The sequence below is a fragment of the Actinocatenispora sera genome, assembly GCF_018324685.1.
GTDB lineage: Bacteria > Actinomycetota > Actinomycetes > Mycobacteriales > Micromonosporaceae > Actinocatenispora > Actinocatenispora sera.
Genome location: NZ_AP023354.1, coordinates 1 through 21,226 on the forward strand (window position 1 = coordinate 1; position 21,226 = coordinate 21,226).

At 72.8% G+C, this 21,226-nt stretch carries 20 protein-coding genes; 12 read left to right on the top strand and 8 right to left on the bottom strand.

Going from position 1 to position 21,226, the window contains the following annotated elements:
- Positions 1-219: 219 nt before the first annotated feature.
- Positions 220-2,757 (top strand): DEAD/DEAH box helicase, encoded by a 2,538-nt coding sequence (locus Asera_RS00005; protein ID WP_030445044.1) that lies wholly within the window; start codon positions 220-222, stop codon positions 2,755-2,757.
- Between the two features lie 138 nt (positions 2,758-2,895).
- Here the strand turns inward: Asera_RS00005 and Asera_RS00010 are convergent, their stop codons facing one another.
- A complete protein-coding gene (locus Asera_RS00010; RefSeq protein WP_211255497.1) occupies positions 2,896-3,864 on the bottom strand; it encodes a zinc-binding dehydrogenase in 969 nt (322 codons plus the stop codon).
- Between the two features lie 134 nt (positions 3,865-3,998).
- Here Asera_RS00010 and Asera_RS00015 point away from each other — a divergent pair, with 134 nt between their 5' ends.
- Positions 3,999-5,873: a hypothetical protein gene (locus Asera_RS00015; protein ID WP_051801913.1), complete on the top strand. Its 1,875-nt coding sequence runs from the start codon at positions 3,999-4,001 to the stop codon at positions 5,871-5,873.
- A gap of 65 nt (positions 5,874-5,938) precedes the next feature.
- Here Asera_RS00015 and Asera_RS00020 read toward each other — a convergent pair whose 3' ends face one another.
- Complete coding sequence (locus tag Asera_RS00020; RefSeq protein ID WP_030445041.1) at positions 5,939-7,576, bottom strand: ABC-F family ATP-binding cassette domain-containing protein; 1,638 nt, start codon at positions 7,574-7,576, stop codon at positions 5,939-5,941.
- 165 nt (positions 7,577-7,741) lie between these two features.
- On the opposite strand from Asera_RS00020, the gene Asera_RS00025 reads away from it, so the two are divergent.
- The 4 genes from Asera_RS00025 (at position 7,742) to Asera_RS00040 (ending at position 10,975) form a co-directional block, all read left to right on the top strand.
- On the top strand, positions 7,742-8,620 hold the full coding sequence (locus Asera_RS00025; protein WP_051801940.1) for a GNAT family N-acetyltransferase: 879 nt from the start codon (positions 7,742-7,744) through the stop codon (positions 8,618-8,620).
- 87 nt (positions 8,621-8,707) lie between these two features.
- Positions 8,708-10,009: an MFS transporter gene (locus Asera_RS00030; protein WP_169745809.1), complete on the top strand. Its 1,302-nt coding sequence runs from the start codon at positions 8,708-8,710 to the stop codon at positions 10,007-10,009.
- A 106-nt stretch (positions 10,010-10,115) separates the two neighbouring features.
- Positions 10,116-10,703: a Uma2 family endonuclease gene (locus tag Asera_RS00035; protein WP_030445038.1), complete on the top strand. Its 588-nt coding sequence runs from the start codon at positions 10,116-10,118 to the stop codon at positions 10,701-10,703.
- Positions 10,704-10,789: 86 nt separating this feature from the next.
- The gene (locus Asera_RS00040; protein WP_030445037.1) at positions 10,790-10,975 is read left to right on the top strand and encodes a hypothetical protein; all 186 of its coding nucleotides are present in this window, start codon (positions 10,790-10,792) and stop codon (positions 10,973-10,975) included.
- A 225-nt stretch (positions 10,976-11,200) separates the two neighbouring features.
- Here the strand turns inward: Asera_RS00040 and Asera_RS00045 are convergent, their stop codons facing one another.
- The gene (locus Asera_RS00045) at positions 11,201-12,166 is read right to left on the bottom strand and encodes a zinc-binding dehydrogenase (protein ID WP_030445036.1); all 966 of its coding nucleotides are present in this window, start codon (positions 12,164-12,166) and stop codon (positions 11,201-11,203) included.
- An 86-nt stretch (positions 12,167-12,252) separates the two neighbouring features.
- On the opposite strand from Asera_RS00045, the gene Asera_RS00050 reads away from it, so the two are divergent.
- Positions 12,253-12,768, top strand: a complete 516-nt coding sequence (locus Asera_RS00050; protein WP_244843675.1) for a flavin reductase family protein — start codon at positions 12,253-12,255, stop codon at positions 12,766-12,768.
- 50 nt (positions 12,769-12,818) lie between these two features.
- On the opposite strand, the gene Asera_RS00055 is transcribed toward Asera_RS00050, so the two are convergent.
- Positions 12,819-13,403: a CGNR zinc finger domain-containing protein gene (locus Asera_RS00055; RefSeq protein ID WP_211255496.1), complete on the bottom strand. Its 585-nt coding sequence runs from the start codon at positions 13,401-13,403 to the stop codon at positions 12,819-12,821.
- A 13-nt stretch (positions 13,404-13,416) separates the two neighbouring features.
- On the opposite strand from Asera_RS00055, the gene Asera_RS00060 reads away from it, so the two are divergent.
- Positions 13,417-14,586, top strand: a complete 1,170-nt coding sequence (locus tag Asera_RS00060; RefSeq protein ID WP_084131010.1) for an MFS transporter — start codon at positions 13,417-13,419, stop codon at positions 14,584-14,586.
- A gap of 74 nt (positions 14,587-14,660) precedes the next feature.
- On the opposite strand, the gene Asera_RS00065 is transcribed toward Asera_RS00060, so the two are convergent.
- The gene (locus Asera_RS00065; protein WP_030445032.1) at positions 14,661-15,554 is read right to left on the bottom strand and encodes a LysR family transcriptional regulator ArgP; all 894 of its coding nucleotides are present in this window, start codon (positions 15,552-15,554) and stop codon (positions 14,661-14,663) included.
- Positions 15,555-15,624: 70 nt separating this feature from the next.
- Between Asera_RS00065 and Asera_RS00070 the strand changes: the two genes are divergently transcribed.
- Positions 15,625-16,233: a LysE/ArgO family amino acid transporter gene (locus Asera_RS00070; RefSeq protein WP_211255495.1), complete on the top strand. Its 609-nt coding sequence runs from the start codon at positions 15,625-15,627 to the stop codon at positions 16,231-16,233.
- Positions 16,234-16,341: 108 nt separating this feature from the next.
- Here Asera_RS00070 and Asera_RS00075 read toward each other — a convergent pair whose 3' ends face one another.
- Complete coding sequence (locus Asera_RS00075; RefSeq protein WP_030445030.1) at positions 16,342-16,875, bottom strand: HAD domain-containing protein; 534 nt, start codon at positions 16,873-16,875, stop codon at positions 16,342-16,344.
- A 78-nt stretch (positions 16,876-16,953) separates the two neighbouring features.
- Here Asera_RS00075 and Asera_RS00080 point away from each other — a divergent pair, with 78 nt between their 5' ends.
- Positions 16,954-17,793 (top strand): phosphotransferase family protein, encoded by an 840-nt coding sequence (locus tag Asera_RS00080; protein WP_035295595.1) that lies wholly within the window; start codon positions 16,954-16,956, stop codon positions 17,791-17,793.
- A gap of 97 nt (positions 17,794-17,890) precedes the next feature.
- Here the strand turns inward: Asera_RS00080 and Asera_RS00085 are convergent, their stop codons facing one another.
- Both Asera_RS00085 and Asera_RS00090 read right to left on the bottom strand, forming a co-directional pair.
- Positions 17,891-19,039, bottom strand: a complete 1,149-nt coding sequence (locus tag Asera_RS00085) for an NAD(P)-dependent malic enzyme (protein ID WP_030445028.1) — start codon at positions 19,037-19,039, stop codon at positions 17,891-17,893.
- Positions 19,040-19,522: 483 nt separating this feature from the next.
- Positions 19,523-19,852 carry a S26 family signal peptidase gene (locus Asera_RS00090; protein WP_051801939.1) on the bottom strand — a complete coding sequence of 110 codons (330 nt, stop codon included), beginning with the start codon at positions 19,850-19,852 and terminating at the stop codon, positions 19,523-19,525.
- A gap of 294 nt (positions 19,853-20,146) precedes the next feature.
- Between Asera_RS00090 and sodN the strand changes: the two genes are divergently transcribed.
- On the top strand, positions 20,147-20,551 hold the full coding sequence (gene sodN / locus Asera_RS00095; protein WP_030445026.1) for a superoxide dismutase, Ni: 405 nt from the start codon (positions 20,147-20,149) through the stop codon (positions 20,549-20,551).
- Between the two features lie 97 nt (positions 20,552-20,648).
- Entirely contained in the window at positions 20,649-21,134 is a 486-nt protein-coding gene (locus Asera_RS00100) for a GNAT family N-acetyltransferase (protein ID WP_030445025.1), read from the top strand.
- Positions 21,135-21,226 lie beyond the last annotated feature (92 nt).

Here is a 21,226-nt window from a genome sequence, read left to right on the forward strand (position 1 = left end):
AGCTCCCAGGGGAAAAGTCGAGGAACGATAGCACCACCGGCGGACGTTTGGGGACACGGAGTGGTCACGCGACTACCGTTGTGCACCATTTGTCGTCAAGGCAGGGAATGCCGCGCCGCGGCCGGCGTTGTACAGCACGGCGTCGGCGCGGTCCGACCGGCGCGACGCGTACCGTCGGGGCAGCCCGGCAGCCACCCAGACCCACGAGATGGAGCGAGCGTGACACTGACCGACCTGGTACCCGGCAGCGCGGAGCCGGACGCGGTCTACGAGGCGTTCGAGGGCTGGGTCGGCGAGCAGGGCCTCGAGCTGTACCCGGCGCAGCAGGAGGCGCTGATCGAGCTGGTGTCCGGCTCGAACGTGATCCTGTCGACGCCCACCGGGTCGGGCAAGAGCCTGGTCGCGGTCGGCGCGCACTTCGCCGCGCTGGCCGGGGTCGCCACCAGTGGCCGCCCGGGCGAGCAGCGCCGCGGCCGGACCTTCTACACCGCGCCGATCAAGGCGCTGGTGAGCGAGAAGTTCTTCGCACTGTGCGACACGTTCGGCCCGGCGAACGTCGGCATGCTCACCGGCGACGCGAGCGTCAACCCGACCGCACCGATCATCTGCTGCACCGCGGAGATCCTGGCGAACCTGGCGCTGCGGGAGGGCTCCGACGCCGACGTCGATCAGGTCGTGATGGACGAGTTCCACTTCTACGCCGACCCGGACCGCGGCTGGGCCTGGCAGGTGCCGCTGATCGAGCTGCGCAAGGCACAGTTCCTGCTGATGTCGGCGACCCTCGGCGACGTGTCGAAGTTCGAGGCGGACCTGACCCGGCGCACCGGCCGCACCACCACCGTGGTCAGCTCGGCGCAGCGACCGGTGCCGCTGTCCTTCGAGTACGTCACGACGCCGCTGCACGAGACGCTGGAGTTGCTGCTGGAGGACCACCAGGCGCCGATCTACGTCGTGCACTTCACCCAGGCGGCGGCGCTGGAGCGCGCCCAGGCGCTGATGAGCACGAACGTGAGCAGCAAGGCGGAGAAGGAGGCGATCAGCGCGCTGATCGGTGACTTCCGGTTCGCCGCCGGGTTCGGCAAGACGCTGTCGAGGTTGGTCCGGCACGGGATCGGCGTGCACCACGCCGGCATGCTGCCCAAGTACCGCCGGCTGGTGGAGCTGCTGGCGCAGGCCGGGCTGTTGAAGGTGATCTGCGGTACCGACACCCTCGGCGTCGGCATCAACGTGCCGATCCGGACGGTGATCTTCTCCGGGCTGACCAAGTTCGACGGGGTACGGATGCGCCAGCTCAACGCGCGCGAGTTCCACCAGATCGCCGGCCGGGCCGGCCGGGCCGGTTACGACACCGCCGGTACGGTCGTGGTCGAGGCGCCGGACCACGTGATCGAGAACGAGAAGGCGCTGCGCAAGGCGGGCAACGACGAGAAGAAGCGGCGCAAGGTGGTGCGCAAGAAGCCGGCGCCGGGCACCGTGTCCTGGACGAAGGCGACCTTCGAGCGGCTGGTGGCGGCCGAGCCGGAGCCGCTCAGCTCGCAGTTCAAGGTCAGCCACGCCATGCTGCTGAACGTCATCGACCGCGGCGGCGAGCCGTTCCTGTCGATGCGGCACCTGCTGGAGGACAACCACGAGACCCGCGCCGCGCAGCTGCGGCACATCCGCCGGACGATCGCGATCTACCGGGCGCTGCGGGCCGGCGGGGTGGTGGAGGAGCTGGACGAGCCGGACGAGTACGGCGACACCATCCGGGTCACCATCGACCTGCAGGCGGACTTCGCGCTGAACCAGCCGCTGTCGCCGTTCGCGCTGGCCGCCCTGGAGGTGCTCGACCGCGAGTCGCCCTCCTACGCGCTGGACGTGGTGTCGGTGATCGAGTCCACTCTGGACGATCCCCGGCAGGTCCTGTCCGCGCAGCAGTTCGCCGCCCGCGGCGAGGCGGTCGAGGCGATGAAGGCCGACGGCGTCGAGTACGACGAGCGGATGGAGCGGCTGGAGCAGGTCACCTGGCCCAAGCCGCTCGCCGACCTACTCGACGTCACGTACGAGGCGTACGCGAAGGGCCACCCCTGGGTCCGCGACCACGAGCTGTCGCCGAAGTCGGTGGTGCGCGACATGTACTCCCAGGCGATGACCTTCACCGAGTACATCGGCGCGTACAAGCTGGCCCGCTCGGAGGGGGTGCTGCTGCGCTACCTGGCCGACGCGTACAAGGCGTTGAAGCAGACGGTGCCGGACTCGGCCCGTACCGAGGAGCTGACCGATCTGGTCGAGTGGCTCGGCGAGCTGGTCCGGCAGGTCGACTCGAGCCTGCTGGACGAGTGGGAGAAGCTGAGCCACCCGGACGCGGTACCGGATGAGTCCACTGTGGACGACAAGCCGCCGGCGGTGACCGCGAACGTGCGCGCGTTCCGGGTGCTGGTGCGCAACGCGCTGTTCCGGCGGGTCGAGCTGGCCGCGCTGCGCCGGTACGACCGGCTCGCCGAGCTGGACGACGCCGGTCTGGACGCCGACGAGTGGGCCGACGAGCTGGCCGCGTACTACGCCGAGCACGACGAGATCGGTACCGGCCCGGACGCGCGCGGCCCGAAGCTGCTGCAGATCGAGCAGCAGCCGGACCGCTGGCTGGTGCGCCAGGTGCTCGACGATCCGGCCGGCGACCACGACTGGTCCATCGACGCCGAGGTCGACCTGGCCGCGTCCGACGAGGCCGGTACCGCCGTCGTCAACGTCACCGGGGTCCACCGCCTCGGCTACTGACCGCACCCGCCACCGGCTACCGGTGGTCGACCCGCACGCGCAGCGCGGGCCGATCCCGGCGCCGCCGTCGACGATCGAGCGGGACCAGCTCCGCGCCGTCGTGGTGGAGTGTGGCCCGCCCGTGCGCGGATGCACCCGTCACGGCAACAGCAGCGTCTTGCCGACGACGGCGCGGCGCTCGATCGCGGTGTGCGCGCGGGCGGCGTGGGCCAGCGGGAACGACTGGCCGACCACCGGCACGATCGAGCCCTCGACCGCGGCGGCGAACGCGCGGGCCAGCAGCTCCCGCTGCCGGGCCGGGCCGAACCGGACGTCGGCGATGCCGTAGCTGGTCAGCTCGCCCGAGCCGGGCACGGTGGCGAAACCGCCATCGGTGGCCGCCCCGAAGCCGAGGAAGGTGCCCCCGGCGGCGACCGCCGCGACGGCGGCCGTCCCGATCGCGCCGCCCACCCCGTCGAAGACCACGTCGGCGCGCAGCGACGGCCAGTCGGCCGCGCCGGTGTCGACCGCCTCGTCGGCACCCAGCCGCCGGACCAGATCGAGCTTGGCCTGGCCGCGCGCGCTCGCCAGCACGCGCGCGCCGGCCGCGTGCGCCAGCTGGACGAGCAGGATCGCCGCCCCGCCGGTACCACCGACCACCACGACCCGCTGGTCCGGCTTGAGGCCGGCCAGCTCCGCCAGTGCCAGCGCGGTCGGCCCGTCGTGCGACAGCGCCGCCGACTCCCGCAGGTCCAGCGCGTCCGGCACGTCGACCAGCTCGGCGGCCGGCGCCACCACCTGCTCGGCGTACGAGCCGTCGACGTACGCGGCGACCCGGCGACCGCGCAGCCCCGGATCGACGCCGTCGCCGACCACCACGACCGTGCCGGTGACCGCGCCGCCCGGCACGTACGGCGGCGTCACCGGGAACCAGTCCCGCGCCTTCCCGGCCCGGATCCGGGTCTCGATCACCAGCGTGTCGATCGCGGCGACCTCGATGAGCACCTCGCCCGAACCGGCCACCGGCCCCGGTACCTGGTGCGCCACCAGCACATCCGGCCCGCCGAACCGGGTCGCCTGCACCACCAGCATCGTCGCCTCCTCGTCTCGCCGGACGTCGACCACCATCCTGAAACATGAAGCTGACTTCAAGTCAAGAACGCGGCGCGGCGCCCCAGCTCCGTTCCTCCTCAGACTGGTCAGACCGGCGTGCGGCCGGCACCTAAGCTGAGCCGACCAACCGGACACTGGGAGACCTGCGCATGACGATCGACGCCAGCCGAAACACCGTCACGTTCCGTCTCGGCTCGGACCGCACCCTCACCGCCGAGGTCCCGGCCCGTGCCGCCGACGGGATACGCCGGGCCTGGCGTACCGTCGCCGACGAGCACGACGCGCGCCCCGAGACGGTCACCGCGATCGACTGCCGCTGGCAGCCCTCCGTCATGGACACCCGGTACCTGGAGCTGACGTTCGACGACGTCGACGTGACGTACGCGTTCGCCCGGCCGGCGGTGGACGGTTGGGACGCGGCGCTGGCCGACGCGACCCGCGCACTCGAGGACGCCCCGCACCAGGCACTCCAGCATCCCACCGCGCCGCGCCCGGCAGCCGAGGCCGCGACCAGCGGGGACCGCCCCGGCGAGCTGCTTCCGGTCGTACACAGCATGTCGCTGCCAGCCGGACGCGAACTGTGGGACACGGTGCCCGCGTTCGCAGTGGTCGACACTGCGCTGTTCGCCACGCTCGCCCGAATCACGACCACGCCGGACGGAATGCTCGCCGCCGAATCGGTGGGCTGGGACGAGATCAGCGGCCAGGAGGAGTTCCTGTCGATGGCGAAGGACGCAGCGCTGCGGCTGATGGCCGGCCTGGACATGGAGACGGTCACCAGCGACGGCGAGATCGCGCTGGTTCGGATCCGGCACGACGAGCAGGTCGCCGGCTCGGCAATCGTCCTCGCCAACCTGCACGGCACGATCCTCGAACGGTACGGCTGGGATGCACAGATCGTCGCCATCCCGTACCCGAACGAGCTGATGATCGTGCCGGCCGACTCCCCCGCGATGGACCAGTTGCGTGCACTGGTACGTAACGCGGAGGCGCGGTCGGCGACCTTCCGGCCGACGCTGATCCGGCTCACCGCGACCGGCCGGGAGATCCTGCTGGAGGGCGGAGCGGAGCCCGAACCGACCGAGGACCCGGCCACCGACCCCGCCGTCAACGTCGTGAACTTCCACCGCGGCACCGACGACGTGCACAGCGCGCTGATGACCGCGCGCGACGACCACGCCGTACGGCGGGCGTGGGCGCAGGTCGTCGAGCGCGACGGGGTACGGGCCGGCCAGGTCACGGCGGTGGCCGCACACTGGGAACCATCCGTTGCGGACAAAGAGTTCATCGCCGAGACGTTCGGCGACGTCCAGCACTTCTTCATCATGGGGCGGCCGGACGAGAACGGCTGGGACGAGGCGTACGAGACCGCCCGGCGCCTCAACGAGGAGGTGCAGAGGCAGCGCATCGAGGAGGAGCTGGCGAATGCCTCGCAGGGCATCCTCGAGAGCACCCGGGATGCGGCGGTGCTGCCGGTGCTGCGCAGCACCTCGCTGCCGAGCAGCGACTGGATCAAGGAGACTCGGCCGTCCTGGCCAGTGGTGGGAGACGCGATCTACGCGACGCTGGCGCGGGTGGCGCTGACGCCGCGCGGCACCGTCGGCATGGGCCACATCCTGCACAGCCAGGTGACCGACGACGAGGACTTCCAGCGGCAGGCCGCGGACGCGGTCGCGGCGGTACTGGACGGCCTCGTCCTGGAGGCCACGGACGAGCTCGGGGCCGCGGACGAGCCCGGTGGCGACACGACGTGCCGGGTGACCCGCCGGGACGGCCTCCTCGCGGCGGGCGCGATCTGCCTGCCCGACTTCCACGAGCGGATCTGCGCGATCACCGGCTGGCCCGAGCTCGTCATCGCCATCACCTGCCCGGACCACATGTACCTGGCCCGACCCGGTACCTCGGCCGCCGACACGCTGCGCACGATGGTCGCCGAGTCGGCGGTCGAGGACCGGGAGCTACGGCCGACGTTGCTGCGCTGCACCGCCGACGGCTTCGAGCTCCTGCTCGAGTCCGCTCTCTAGATCACGCTCCGCACCGGCGCTGAGACACGACCTCCTGCTCCCGGCTCACCTGCCGGGACCGAAGGTCAGGCCTGCTCGGTGACCCGGCCCTCCGCGACGGTGAGGCGGCGGGTGACGTGGACCGCTTCGAGCAGCCGGCGGTCGTGGCTGACCAGCAGCAACGTGCCCGGATAGTCGGCCAGCGCCGATTCGAGCTGCTCGATCGCCGGCAGGTCGAGATGGTTGGTCGGCTCATCCAGGACGAGCAGGTTCACCCCGCGGGCCTGCAGCAACGCGAGCCCGGCGCGGGTGCGCTCGCCCGGCGACAGGGTGTCCGCGGCGCGCAACACGTGATCGGCGCGCAGGCCGAACTTCGCCAGCAGGGTACGGGCCTCGGCCGGCAGCAGCCCGGACGCCGCGGCGAACGCGTCGACCAGCGGTTGCTCGGTCTCGAACGTCTCGCGCGCCTGATCGACCTCACCGACCACCACGCCGGGGCCGAGCGTCGCCGTACCGTCGTCGGGCGCGAGCCGGCCCAGCAGCACCGCGAGCAGCGTCGACTTGCCGGCGCCGTTCGCACCGGTGATCGCGACCCGGTCGGCCCAGTCGATCTGCAGGTCCACCGGGCCGAGCGCGAACCGTCCACGGTGGACGGTCACGCCGCGCAGCGTGGCCACCACCGCGCCGGACCGGGGCGCGGCGGCGATGTGCATCCGCAGCTCCCACTCCTTGCGCGGTTCCTCCACCACGTCCAGCCGCTCGATCGCGCGCTCGGTCTGCTTCGCCTTCGCGGCGAGCTTCTCGCTGCCCTCGATCCGGTACGCCTTGATGTTCTTGTCCGGGTCGGTCTGCTTCTTCGTCGAGTTCGCTACGCCCTTGTCCGACCACGCGCGCTGCTTGCGCGCCCGCGCCAGCAGCTCCTCCTTCCTGCCCGCGTACTCCTCGTACTCCTGCCGGGCCCGGCGTTTCGCCCGCTCCCGTTCCTCCACATAGGACTCGTAGCCGCCGCCATAGGTGCGGATCTGTTGCTGCGCAAGGTCGAGCTCGACCACCCGGTCCACGGTACGGGTGAGGAACTCGCGGTCGTGGCTGACCAGCACGGTGCCGGCCCGCAGCTCGGTGACGAACCGCTCCAGCCGCGCCAACCCGGCCAGGTCCAGGTTGTTGGTCGGCTCGTCCAGCAGGAACACGTCGTACCGGGACAGCAGCAGCGAGGCGAGCCCGGCCCGCGCCGCCTGACCACCGGACAGCGTCGCCATCGGTACGGTCAGGTCCACGGCGAGGCCGAGGTCGGCGGTGACCTCACCGGTACGCTCGGCGAGATCCGCGCCTCCGAGCGCGAGCCAGCGCTCCAGCGCCGTCGCGTACGCCTCGTCGGCGCCCGGGCTCCCCTCGGTCAGCGCCTGCGTCGTCTCGTCCAGCCGGCGCTGCGCCTCGGCGACGCCGGTGCGCCGGCCGAAGAACTCCTCGACCGTCTCCCCCCGCCGCGCCTGCAGCTCCTGCGGCAGGTACCCGACCGTCGCGGTCGGTGGGCTCAGCGACACCGCGCCGGACTCGGCCGTACCCAGACCGGCCAGCAGGCGCAGCAGCGTCGACTTGCCGGCGCCGTTCGCGCCGACCAGGCCGACCACGTCGCCGGGCGCGACGATCAGGTCGAGCCCGGCGAACAGCACGCGGTCACCGTGCCCGGCGGACAGGTCCTTGGCGATCATGGTGGCAGTCATCGAACGCCGATGGTAGTGGCCGCCGCACCCGGGCTGACCACCGATATTGCCGGTGACAGCCGACCGGGCCGACTGCCGATATCGGTCGCGCCGCGCGCCATCTGCGGATAGTTTGCCCGCGTCGTCCCCGTTCCGGTGCACCACCGGGCCACGATCGGAGCGCACGTGTCGGATCGCATCACCCTGACCGCCCTGACCGAGACCGGATCGCACCCGCGGCTGGTCTGGCTCGCCGCCGACCCGGACGGCTGTCCGGTCGGCTCCGCCTACCTGCGGCTGTTCGACTCGGACGGGCGGCGCCACCTCGGCGAGCTGTCGGTCGCCGTGCACCCCGCCCAACGCCGGCAGGGCACCGGTACCGCACTGCTCGCGGCGCTGGTGGCGGCGGCCCGCGCGGACGGCCGGCGCAGCCTGCTCGCCGAGGCGCACGCGGACACACCCGGCGACGCCTTCCTCGCCGCCCGCGGCTTCCGCCGGGTACTGCAGCTGATCTACACCCGGCTGTCGCTGGCCGACGTGGATCGGGCCGCGCTGACCGCCGAGGTCGCCACCCGGCACCCCGGGTACCGGCTGGTCAGCTGGCGCGGCACGGTGCCCGACGAGCTCGCGGCGAGCTTCGCCGCGTCTCGCCGGGCGATGGACGACATGCCGTTGGACGACACCGACTACGGCACCGTGCACTGGGATGTCGAGGCGGTACGCGACGCCGCCCGCGCGATCGCCGACCGGGGCGAGCACCTGGACACCGTCGCCGTGGCCACCGAGGACACCGGCGAGATCGTCGGGTTCACCGAGCTGGTCGTCGGCGCCGACGGCACCGGCGACGGCCAGCACTACGGCACCGGCGTACTGCCGGAGCACCGCGGCCACGGGCTCGCCCGGTGGATGAAGGCGGCGGCGATCGACCGCGCCGCGCACCGGTACCCGCGGCTGTCCGGGCTGCTGGCGGACACCGCGTCGAGCAACGGGCCGATGCGCCGGATCAACGCCGACCTCGGCTACCGCCACAGCCGGGTCAGCCACGAGTACCAGCTCGATCTCTGACCGGTGTTAGGTCCACCACGGTGGGCGCCGCGGCGGCCGTAAATGGCTGCCGGGTTGTCTCAGGTCGGTGGCACGATTCGCGGTGAGATGGCAACTTCCTTCACCACCGCCCCCACGCCCACCGAGGCCCCCGGCATGCCGCCGCTGCTGCGCCGGCTGTTCGCGGGCATCGCGTTCTCCGCGCTCGGCAGCGGCATGTCCATGCCGTACCTGTTCGTCTACCTGACCCAGGTGCGGCACCTGCCGACCACCCAGGTCGGGCTGATCCTGTCCTGGATGGGCGTGGTGGCGCTGGTCGTCTCCCCGCTCGCCGGCACGTTGATCGACCGGTTCGGGCCGCGGGTGGTGCTGCTGCTCGGGCTGCTCGGCGAGGCCGCCGGGATGGCGGCGGTGGGCTTCATCGACTCCACCGTGAACGCCGTCGTGGTGGCGAGCTGGATGGCGGTCTTCAACTGCGCCACCTTCCCCGGCTCGTCCGCGCTGCTGACCCGGTTGGTGCCGGTCGCGAAGCGGGAACGCGCGTACGGCGTGCAGTTCATGCTGATGAACGCCGGCTTCGGGGTCGGCGGGCTGGTCGCCTCGGCACTGGTCGATCTGGCCGATCCGCGCACCTTCCAGTGGTTGTACTGGATCGACGCGGCCAGCTACGTCGGCTACATCGTGGTGCTGCTGACCCTGCCGCGCGGCACCGGCAAGCTTGATCCGGTTGCCGCCAGCGACGCCGCGACGCCGCAGCCCGGCTGGCGCGAGGTGCTGCGCGACCGCACCCTGCTGCTCGTCATCGTGGTCGGCACCCTGCTGTTGACCTGCGCGTACGCGCAGATGGACACCGGCTTCACGGCGTACGCGGTGAACCAGGCGCAGGTGCCGGCACGCACCCTGGGCTGGGCGTTCGCGGCGAACACCGTGGTGATCGTCGCCGGGCAGCTGGTCACGTTGCGGCTGGTCGCCGGCCGCCGTCGCAGTACCGCGCTGGGCATCGCCGGGCTGATCTGGTCGGCCGCCTGGGTGGTCGTCGCGATCTCCGGCGCCTTCGTCGGCCGCCCGCTCGCGATCGTGGCGGTGGTGCTCGGGCTGGCCGTGTTCGGTGCCGGCGAGACGATCTGGGCGCCGGTGATGCCGGCGCTGGTCAACGGGCTCGCCGACGAGCGGGTCCGCGGCCGGTACAACGCGCTCGCCGGGATGACCTGGACCATCTCCGGCATCGCCGGCCCGGCGCTGGCCGGCCTGCTCATTGCCCGCGCCGACGGCCGGTACTGGGCGGCACTGTGCATCGGCGGCAGCCTGCTCGGCGGCCTGGCCTTCCTCACCCTCCGCCGCCGCCTCACCCCCACCCAGGACGGCCTCACCCCTGCCCCGACACCCGAACCCGCCAAGTCGGCAACCTGACCGCTGGCAAGCCCCGATGCAGCTTGGCGGTTGGCGCGGCAGGTGGGTCCGCGTCGCGTCGGACCGGTAGCGTGGTAACCGACCGTCGAGAAGGAGGTGCGTTCCAGTGGACCTTCCTGCGCTGCGGCCACGCCCTGGGCATCTGCGTGAGACCGCGGAGCGCATCGAGGCGTCGACGGGGCTACGGGTCGAGATCGTCGGAGGCAGCCTCGTGATGTCACCTACGCCGCGAGGTAAGCACGCGGGCACCATCCGTCGCCTACGAATTCAGCTCGAACCGCACCTGCCCGAGAGCCTCGCACCGTACGAGATGTCTTCCGTTGCACTGCCCGGCGACCCGGACGACTACGTGACGCCCGATCTGGCCGTGCTCCCGGTGGAGTGGGACGAGGACGACTCCTGGCTCGCCGATCCAGCGGACGTCGTGCTGGCGGTCGAGGTGATCTCCCAGTCCGAGAAGGCGAAGGACGTCACCGACAAGAACGGCTGGTACGCCGAAGCGGGCGTCGCCGTCCTGCTGGTACTCGATCCGCGGGTCGGTCGCTGGAGCTTGCACACCCACCCGGCCGACGGCGAGTACCGCGGCCGTCTCGACGGCGTCTACGGCGAGCCGATCGAACTCCCCGCCCCGCTCCCTTCCCCGATCGACACCACGGTGCTCCCCCGGTACGGCCAGCCCACCGCACGTGCCTGACGAGCCACCCTCCACGAATTCGACCCGCTCCCGAGATCGACATCGGCGGCGCGGATCGTGCCCCGATCGCCAAGAAGATCACCCTCGTGGGGTCGATCAAGTGGCTGGAGGACCAGCCCTTCGATCAGCGTGATCTCGCCCGGCTCGTCGCCCACCGTGCCCAGTTGCCCGGTGTCGACGACGAGACCCCGTGCTCGCCGTCGCGCAGCGGCTGCACCGCCCACGGCGTCCGTCAACTCGGGCCGGCGGATCTACTGGAGGCATCACCGTGAGACAGCAGCAGGACCGGGCGGCGCGGCCACGCCAACCCGGTCCCTGACCGATCGCGAAGGTGGACGAGATCGACAAGGGCGCCCACGTTAGGACGTTCTACGCGAAGCTGCGCGGCTTCTCGTCCGGCGGTCGGCGTGACGACCTCGATCGCTCTCGGCTTGCTTTGCACGATGCTGCTCGCGTTCGTGCTGGGGCTCTGCACTGCGCACAAGCAGAAGTAGCGGTCAGGGGTGCAGGACGAGCTTGCCGAAGGTGGTGCCCTCGGCGAGGCGGGCGAACGCGGTGGCGGCGTCGGCAAGCGGATAGGTGGAGTCGACGACCGGCCGCAGGTTCTTCGCGACGCACAGGTCGACCAGGGCGGCCAGCTCGTCGCGGGTGCCCATGGTGGCGCCGACGATCTCCAGCTGCAGGAAGAAGACCCGGCGCAGGTCGACGGCGGGCAGGTGGCCGCTGGTGGCACCGGCGACGACGATCCGGCCGCCCGGCTTGGCGCACTTGAGCGAGTGCTCGAAGGTGGCCTCACCGACCGTCTCGATCACCACGTCGACCCGCTCCGGCAGCTTCGCCCCGGGCTCGACCGCGGTCGCACCGAGCTCGGCGACCCGGTCGCGCTTGGCGGCGTCCCGGCTCGTCGCGTACACCCGGGCGCCGAGCGCCTGGGCCAGCACCACCGCGGCGCTCGCCACCCCACCGCCCGCGCCCTGCACGAGCACCGCACCGCCATCGGGTAGCCGGCCGCGGCTGGTCAGCATCCGGTACGCGGTGAGCCAGGCGGTGGGCAGGCACGCCGCGGCGTCGAAGTCGATTCCGTCCGGCAGCGGTACCAGGTTGCGCGCCGGCACCGCGACCCGCTGCGCCAGGGTGCCCGGGTACCGCTCGGAGAGCAGGCTGCGGCGCGGGTCCAGGGTTTCGTCGCCGTCGCCGACGGCGGGGTCGCCGAGCACCGCGTGCACCACGACCCGCCGCCCGTCCGCGTCGGTACCGGCGGCGTCGCAACCGAGGATCATCGGTAGCGCGTCGGCCGACAGCCCCACCCCGCGCAGCGACCACAGGTCGTGGTGGTTGACCGAGGCGGCCGCGACGTCGACGACCGCCCACCCGTCCGGTACCTCCGGTTCGGGTTGCTCGCCGACCGCGAGGGCCGACAGCGGATCGTCCGGATCGATACGTTCTGCGTACGCGGCCAGCATGTCCCGGAGGCTAGCAGCCCGCCGGCGCCGGGAACGGTGCGGATGATCACGTGCCCGGCCGGGTGGGATGCGTTCTAATGGCAGTCGTGCCGTCAGACATCGAACCGGACGAATACCCCGCGCCCACCGGGCCGGAACCCGACGAGTACCGCCGGGTGCTCGGTCACTTCCCGACCGGGGTGACGATCGTGACGGCACTCGGCCCGGACGGTCCGGTGGGGCTCGCGGTGAACTCGTTCACGTCGGTGTCGCTGCGCCCGCCGCTGGTCGGGTTCTTCCCGGCGCACACGTCCGGGTCCTGGCCGGTGATCCGGCAGGCCGGCGGGTTCTGCGTCAACATCCTCGGCCACCACCAGGAGTCGCTGGCCCGCACGTTCGCCTCACCCGGTACCGACCGGTTCCGGGACGTCGGGATGCGGCCCGCGCCGAGCACCGGCGCACCGGTACTGCTGGGCGCGGTGGCGTGGCTGGACTGCACCATCGAGTCGATCACGCCGGCCGGCGACCACGACTTCGCGCTGGCCCGGGTACGCGCCATCGCCGCGGACTCCAGCCGCCCGCCGCTGGTGTTCCACCGCGGCCGCTACGGCACCTGCGACTGACCGCACGGGTACGTGCGGGGCCGGTCGGCGTGACGCCGGGCGTGCCCGCGCTACCCGACGGTGGCGCGGGCGCGGTATGCGGCGGTCTTGACCCGGTTCTGGCAGCGGGTCGAGCAGAACCGGCGATGCGAGTTGCGGGACAGATCGACGTACGCCCGGTCGCAGTTCGGCGCCGAGCACAGCCCGAGCCGGCTACCGGCGTCGCCGCCGATCGCCATCGCCAGCCCGGCCGCGATGCCGGCCGCCCAGCCGCGGGCGAACGTGTCGTCCGGCCCGTGGAAGTGCAGGGTGTGCCCGCCGCGGCCGTTGGCGTCCAGCTGCGGCCGGGCGTCGCTGTGTTGCAGCATCGCGTTGACCAACGCGGCGGCCCGGTCGGCGGCGCCGTCCTCCAGTGCGGCGAAGACCTCGCGCGCCTCGGCGGCGCTCCCGCGCAGCGCCTGGGCGTCGGCGGCGCTGGGCGAGAAATCGCGGCCGACGCCGAGCACCGTCTCGGCGACCACCTCGCGCAGCGCCGGCCCGGTCGGCGGCGTCACCGGCCGGCCGCCGTCGAGGCCCGGCGTCAACGCGTTCACCAGCCGGACGGTGGTGGTCAGCAGCCGCTCGATGTGACTGTTGAAACGCATCTCGCTGGTCACGTAGCCTCCTCTCATGTCACTGACGTCTGAGGGTACAACAGTCACGCGATGGCTCGTCCTGATCCGCGTGGTGAACCGGCTCGGCGCCTTCGCCATGGGGTTCCTGAGCCTGCGACTGACCCACGACCTCGGCGCCAGCCTGGCGCTGGCCGGCCTGGTACTCGCCGCCTTCGGCGCCGGCACAATCCCCTCCCGGCTGCTCGGCGGGGTGCTCGCCACCCGGTTCGGCGCCCGTACCGCGATGCTCGCCGGGCTGCTCGCCTGCGCCGCGGCACAGGCCACGATCGCCCTCGGCACCTCGATCCCGGTCGTCGTCGGCGGCGCGCTGCTGCTCGGCCTCGCGTACGAGCTGGTCGAACCGGCCACCCAGGCGCTGATCGCCCAGTCGGTACCGGCCGACCGGCGCGCGTCGAGCTACTCGCTGCTGTGGGCGTCGCTCGCGGTCGCCGGCGTCGTCGCCGGCGTGTTCGCCGCGGTACTGACCCGGTGGAGCGTCGGCGCGCTGTTCCTCGCCGACGCCGCGACGAGCCTCGCCGCCGCGGCCGTCGTGTGGCATCGGCTGCCCGCCGGTCGCACGCTGCGCGGCACCGAGGTACGTGCCGCCTGGCGCGCGGTGCTCTCGCTGCGGCTCGCCGCCTGGACCGCCGTCGGCAGCGGGTACGCGACGCTCGCGATGATCGTCGTGTTCCTGCTGCCGCTCGCGGTGCAGGCCGGCGGCCATCCCGCCACCCTGACCGGCTGGCTGCTCGCGATCGCCGCCGCGGCCGCGATCGCCGCGCAGCGGATCGTCGCCGCCACCGAGCGGCGGCTGGCACCGGCGACGACGCTGACCATCGGGTACCTCGCGCTCGCGGCGGCGCTGCTGCTGTGGGCCGGCGGGACGGTCCCCGAACTCGTGGCCGGCGCGGTGTTCGAGGGCGCGAGCGGCAGCCTGCTGCTCGGCACCCAGCAGGCGATCGCGTCCCGGCTCGCCCCGCCGCAGCACGCCGCCACCGTGCTCACCGGGTACGGCCTGTCCTGGGGGGTCGGCACCGTCCTGGCACCGCTGCTCGGTGCGCCGCTGCTGGCGCACGGCACCGCGACGCTGTGGCTGACCGCCGCCGCCGGTGCCGCGGCCCTCGCCCTCGGCACCGCCCTGTACCCACGGATCGCCCCCCGCCGCCGCGCACCGACCCCCGCCTGACCCGCCCGCCGCCGCGCCCCGATCCCGGCCTGAGCCGGCCCGGCCCGAAACCCCGCCGTATCGAGGGATCGCGGTCAGCGTGCCCGGCCCGGCTGGTCGAGCTGCTCGGCCGCCGCGGCCCGGATCGCCGCGGCCGTGCGGTCGAGCGCGTCGGTGCGCAGCGTCCACTGCTGCCAGTTGAGCACCACGTCCAGGTGCGCACCAGGATCGAACTCGACCAGCTGGCGCCGCCGGCGTTCCGGCCGCAGCTGCTGGTCGGGCAGCATGCCCCAGCCCATCCCGAGCCGGACAGCGCTACCGAAGTCGGCGGTGGCCGGAATGTAGTGCCGCGGCGGATCGAGCCGGCGCCGGGTACGCCGCCGCAGGTAGGCGTCCTGCAGGTCGTCCCGGCGGTCGAAGGTCAGCACCGGCGCGGCCGCCAGCGCGTCGGGCGTGGCGCCGTCGGGAAACCAGCGACGGGCGAACGCCGGCGAGGCCATCGGCCGGTACCGCATGGTGCCGAGCCGGGTGACCGTGCAGCCCTGCACCGGTTGCGCGGCGGTGGTGATGGCCGCCATCACCACTCCCTGGCGCAACAGTGCGGCGGAATGGTCCTGGTCCTCCCGCCGGATGTCGAAGCGCACCGCATCGGCCAGCGGCGCCAGCGCCGGCAGCACCCAGGTGCCGAGCGAGTCGCCGTTGACCGCGAGCGCCACCACCGGCGGTTCGCCGGCATGGCCGTCAGCGGCGACCGCCTCCGCGGTGAGCGCCTGGATCTGCCGGGCCAGCCGCAGGTAGGCCTGGCCCGGGCCGGTCACCGTGATCGGTTTGCTGCGCAACAGCAGCACCTGACCGGCGGCGGTCTCCAGCGCCTTGATCCGCTGGCTGACCGCGGACGGCGTCACGTGCAGCACCCGAGCCGCCGCCTCGAACGACCCCTCGTCGATCGCCGCGACCAGCGCCCGCAACTGCGGCAGGTCCACCTCCACATCAGCAATGCTAATCCAGCTACAGAACGATGAGCTTCACTGTTGCGACTCGGCCCGCCAGGCTGGAACCGTGATCGTCGCCGTCGTGTCCGGCCTGGGATTCGGGCTCTCGTTGATCGTCGCCATCGGCGCGCAGAACGCGTTCGTGCTGCGCCAGGGGCTGCGCCGCGAGTACGTCGCGGCCATCGTACTGGTCTGCACCGCCTCCGACGCAGTACTGATCTCCGCCGGTGTCGGTGGCCTCGGCGCCCTGGTCGAGGCGGCGCCGGTGATCCTCACCGTGGCCCGGCTGGCCGGCGCCGCGTTCCTGCTCGGGTACGCGGTGCTCGCCGCCCGGCGCGCGCTGCGTCCCGGCGCCCTGACCGCGACGGTCGGCGGCGCCGCCGCCGCGGCACCCGCCGTACTGGCCAGCTGCCTCGCCCTGACCTGGCTCAACCCGCACGTCTACCTGGACACGGTGGTACTGGTCGGCTCGGTGGCCAGCGCGCACGGGTCGCTGCGCTGGTGGTTCGGGCTCGGTGCGGCGATCGGCAGCGCGATCTGGTTCAGCGCACTGGGTTTCGGCGCGCGGCTGCTCTCACCACTGGCCCACCGCGGTACCACCTGGCGGGTGCTCGACGCCGGCATCGCGCTGATCATGCTCGGCTCCGCCACCACGTTGCTGCTCGGCCTGCGCTGACCCGAGCCACGAACCCGAGCCGGCGCAGCCCGCCGACCGCGCACCCGGGCACCGCCCGACGGCGCGGGAGACGAGATCACGCAGGTGCGCGGCCCATCCGGCCGGCGGTCACGGCTGCGACGACAGGCCGCGGAGCCACTCGCGTACGACGGTGAAGTCGCGCTCGGTCAGCCCGTGCCGGGCGTCCACCCGGTGCAGCAGCGCCGGCCCGGAGTGATGCGCGTCGACCCAGGCCCGGTCCGCGTCGTTGATCTCGTCGTCCAGCCAGGCGAACGGCCGGCCTGCGGCCTGGTCGACCAGCGCCCTGGTCTTCCAGCTCAACGCGGCACCGGCGGCGCTCAGCGACCAGCTCGGATCCTCGGCGGCCGGCACCTCGCCCAGCTCCGCCACCGGCAGCTGGGGCAGTCCCAGCCGCGGTGCGACGAGCTCGTTCGCGTCGGCCATCCAGGCGGTGGCCCAGACCAGCTCGCACGACAGCGCCAGCAGCCGAGGACCGTGCGCCGGCGACAGCCGCGCGAGCAGCGGGTTCGCGTCGGTCTGCCAGCTCTCGTCCCAGGCCACGCTCGGCACGTCACCACCGACCGGCAGCAGCGTGCCGTCGACGTCCAGGAACAGCAACGGGCGGTCCACGGGGTCAAGCACGCGCGCAGGATAGCGGGATCCGGTCGACCGACGGAACCGCTTTGCCGCCGGCCGGCGGCGGGCGCACACTGGTCGACCGTGACCGACGTACTCTCCTGGGCCGCCGAGCAGCTCGGCTGCCCGGTGCGCCGCCTCCGCCCGCTGACCGGCGGTACCCACGCCCGGACCGAGCTGCTCGCCACCGGCGACGGCCGCGAGGTGGTACTGCGTGTCTTCCCGGCCGGCGATCCCGCGGTGCAGCGGGAGACCCGGGTGTTGCCGCTGCTCGACGGGCTGGCCGGGCTCGCCCCGCGGCTGCTCGCGGCCGACCCGGACGGTGCCGCCACCGGCCGGCCGACCCTGCTGGTCAGCCGGCTGCCCGGGGACGGCTGCCTGGCACCGGCCGACCCGCGGTCCTGGGCCCGTCAGCTCGGCCGCACCCTGGCCCGGATCCACGCCGTACCGGTGGGCATCGAGCTGCGTGACCCGCTCGCGGCGGGGCCGACCGGCGCGGGTCCGACCGGACCGACGGTACGGGAGCACTGGCACCGCCTCGTCGCGCAGCCGCGGGTGCTCACCCACCTCGACTACTGGTCCGGCAACACGCTGTGGGTGGGCGACCGGCTCACCGGCGTCGTCGACTGGTCCGGCGCGGCGTACGCACCCCGCGGCTTCGACGTCGCCTGGTGCCGCCTGGACCTGATCCTGTTGTACGACAGCCGGATCGCCGACGTGTTCACCGACGCCTACCGGTCCGCGGCGGGGTCACTCGACGACGTCGAGCTGTGGGACCGCAGCGCGGCGATGCACGCGTACGGCCAGATCGAGACCTGGGCGCCGAACTACGCCGGGTTGGGCCGCCCCGACCTGGACGGCCCGGCCCTGCGCGACCGACTCACCCGCTGGACCGACACCCTCACCGACCGAACCCCGCGGTGAACAGTGCCTTCGCTCGATGCTTCCCATGAGGGAGCAGAGCAAAGCGCGGTGGACACGCCGTCCGTACGCGCCGAGCCGGCGCGCCGGCGGTACGGGGTCAGTGGGCGGCGGCGACCGCGGTGGCGACAGCCGGGGCGACCCGCGGGTCGAGGGCGCTCGGCACGATCCGGTCGGCGCGCAGGTCGTCGGCGGCGACCGCGGCGATCGCCTCCGCCGCGGCGAGCTTCATCGGCTCGGTGATCCGCGAGGCGGACGCGTCCAGCGCGCCGCGGAAGATGCCCGGGAACGCCAGCACGTTGTTGATCTGGTTCGGGAAGTCGCTGCGGCCGGTGGCGACGATCGCCGCGTACCGGTGGGCGACGTCCGGGTGCACCTCGGGTGTCGGATTGGCCAGCGCGAACACGATGGGGTCGGCCGCCATGCCGGCCACCGCGGCCTCGTCGATGTGCCCGCCGGAGACCCCGATCAGCACGTCGGCGCCGCGCAGCGCGTCGGCGATCGTCCCGGTGACGCCGCGCGGGTTGGTGTGCTGCGCCAGGTCCGCCTTGACCGGGGTCAGGCCGCCGCGGGAGGCGTGCAGCACGCCGCGCGAGTCGCAGACGACCTGGTCGGTGGCGCCGGCCGCGGCGAGCATCCGGCTGACCGCGACGCCGGCCGCCCCGGCGCCACTGATGACGATCCGCTGGCTCGCCAGATCGCGGCCCAGCAGCCGGACCGCGTTGCGCAGCGCGGCCAGCACGACGACGGCCGTACCGTGCTGGTCGTCGTGGAAGACCGGGATGTCGAGCCGCTCGTCGAGCCGGCGCTCGATGTCGAAGCAGCGGGGTGCGCTGATGTCCTCCAGGTTGATGCCACCGAACGACGGGGCCAGCCGGGCCACCGTCGCGACGATCTCGTCCGGATCGGTGGTGTCCAGGCAGATCGGCACCGCGTCGACCCCGCCGAACTGCTTGAACAGCACCGCCTTGCCCTCCATCACCGGCATCGCCGCGGCCGGGCCGATGTCGCCGAGGCCGAGCACCGCGGTGCCGTCGGTGACCACCGCGACCGTGTGCGACACCCAGGTGTACCGCCGGGCGAGCGTCGGGTCCGCCGCGATCGCCCGGGACACCTCGGCCACGCCCGGCGTGTACGCCTTGGACAGGTCCTCGGGCGTCTCGATCGGCGACGTGGCCGCCACGGCGAGCTTGCCACCCTCGTGCAGGGCGAAGATCGGATCATCGGTACGAATCGACAGCGCGGTCACGGGCGTCTCCTTGCCGGTCAGCTCAGCATGCTTGGGTGCCGTCGGCGGCGCCGGCCGCGTCGTGTCGCGGCACGGCCGGGCGGGTCGGCACGTGCCGAGCGGCGCGGCTCGAAACCACTCGGCCCGGGTCCGCTCGGCCTCGGGCCGATCGGTTCGAGGCCGTTCGGTTCTGGGCCGTTCGGTTCTGGGCCGGCCTGGCACGGTCGACTCGGCACGAGACCACCGAGGCTCGCCACGGCGGTCGGCCGGACGCGGAACATATCGGGCGGTGGGTGCACCCGATGACGCTGGAGTCTAGCCAGCGACCGCGCATTCGTCATGCGCAATCCGCTGCCTGGTGGCCGCCAAACGTTGTCCCGTTTCCGCCGTTCCACGTGGCGAAACCGATCGCTCAACGCGCTGCGCGGAAGTGCCGGGTGCCCGCCCGCGCCGGCCGGCGCCCGGCTCGCGTCACCGTCGGCGGGGGCGATCCGGCGGCTTCGATCAGCGTGTGGCGCGGAAGTACCTGAGGCGGACCCGGCCGAGCACGTCGGCCACGCCGTACCGGCGGGAGTCGTCGGTGACCGCGGGGTTGTCGCCCTGCAGCCACCAGCCGTCGCGGTACGGCCGGACCGCCCGCTTGACGACCAGCAGGTCGGGCCGCACCCGGAACCGGGCGATCACCACGTCGCCGGGGCGGACCCGCCGCACCGGGGTCGCCAGTACCGCGTCGCCGTGCCGCAGGGTCGGCACCATCGACGGCCCGGACACCGCCACCGCCCGGGTACGCCCGGCCAGCCAGCCGACCGCGGCACCCGCCGCGGCGACGACCAGTCCGACCCCGACCACCCGGCGCGTCCGTCTCACCCGCCCGACCCTAGAGGTACTCGCCGAGCCGGCCGCCAACGCCTCCGCGGGCGCAAGACTTGAAGCTCGGTTCAGACACTCGGTGGACTGCCTCGCCCGGCGGACCGTGATCAAGGTCGCTCCGGTACTTCCCCGGTTTCCGGCCGGACCCCGGGGGTAGGGTCCTGCTGTGGGGAGATCCAGGCCGATGGCACGGTGTCTCCCTCCGTGCGCGGATTGACCACCCGCGTAGCCATAGCCATGTTGTTGACGGAGGACCGAATGCGACTGCCGCGTTTCCTCGCTCCTCGTCTCGTCGCGCACGCACACTGCGACCTTCCGTGCGGTGTGTACGACCCTGCGCAGGCGAGGATCGAGGCCGAGTCGATCAAGGCCATTGCGGAGAAGTACCAGGCGAACGAGGACCCCGAGTTCCGCACCCGATGCGTGATCATCAAGGAGCAGCGCTCCGAGCTGGTCAAGCACCACCTGTGGGTGCTGTGGACCGACTACTTCAAGCCGCCGCACTTCGAGAAGTACCCGCAGCTGCACCAGCTGGTGAACGAGGCGACCAAGCTCGCCGGCGCCACCGGCACCAAGGGCTCCGTCGACCCGGCGGTCGCCCAGCAGCTGCTGGACAAGATCGACGAGATCGCCAAGATCTTCTGGGAAACCAAGAAGTCCTGACCTGCCTCGGTGCCCCGGCCGTCCGCGTGCCGCCGGGGCACCGTCGTGTCCGCCCCCTGCGGTACCCGACCGAGCGCGCGGCGGGCATGCTGCGGGGATGAGTGAGACGCAGATCCGGCCGGTGGAACCGGCGGACGTGCCCGCCGTGGTGGCGATGGTGTACGAGCTGGCCGCGTACGAGAAGGCGCCCGAGTCGTGCCGGCTGACCGAGGCGCAGCTGCACTCCTGCCTGTTCGGCGACCACCCGGCGCTGTACGGGCACGTCGCGCTCGACGCCACCGGCGCCCCCGTGGGCTTCATGCTGTGGTTCCTCAACTTCTCCACCTGGGAGGGGACGCACGGCATCTACCTGGAGGACCTGTACGTCAAGCCGGCCGCGCGGGCCGGCGGGATCGGCCGGCGGCTGCTCGCCACGCTCGCCGGCATCTGCGCCGACCGCGGGTACGCCCGGCTCGACTGGTCGGTGCTCGACTGGAACCCGGCCCGCGAGTTCTATGCCGCGATCGGGGCGTCCGCGCAGGAGGAATGGGTCCCGTACCGGCTGACCGGTACCGCTTTGACCGGACTCGCCGAATATCGATGACCGTCATCGTCACGACGCGGTTACCGGACGGTAGCGATCGTCCGTCGGTCGGGTACGAGGCATGGGCGAAGGTACCGGTGAGCCTTTAGAGT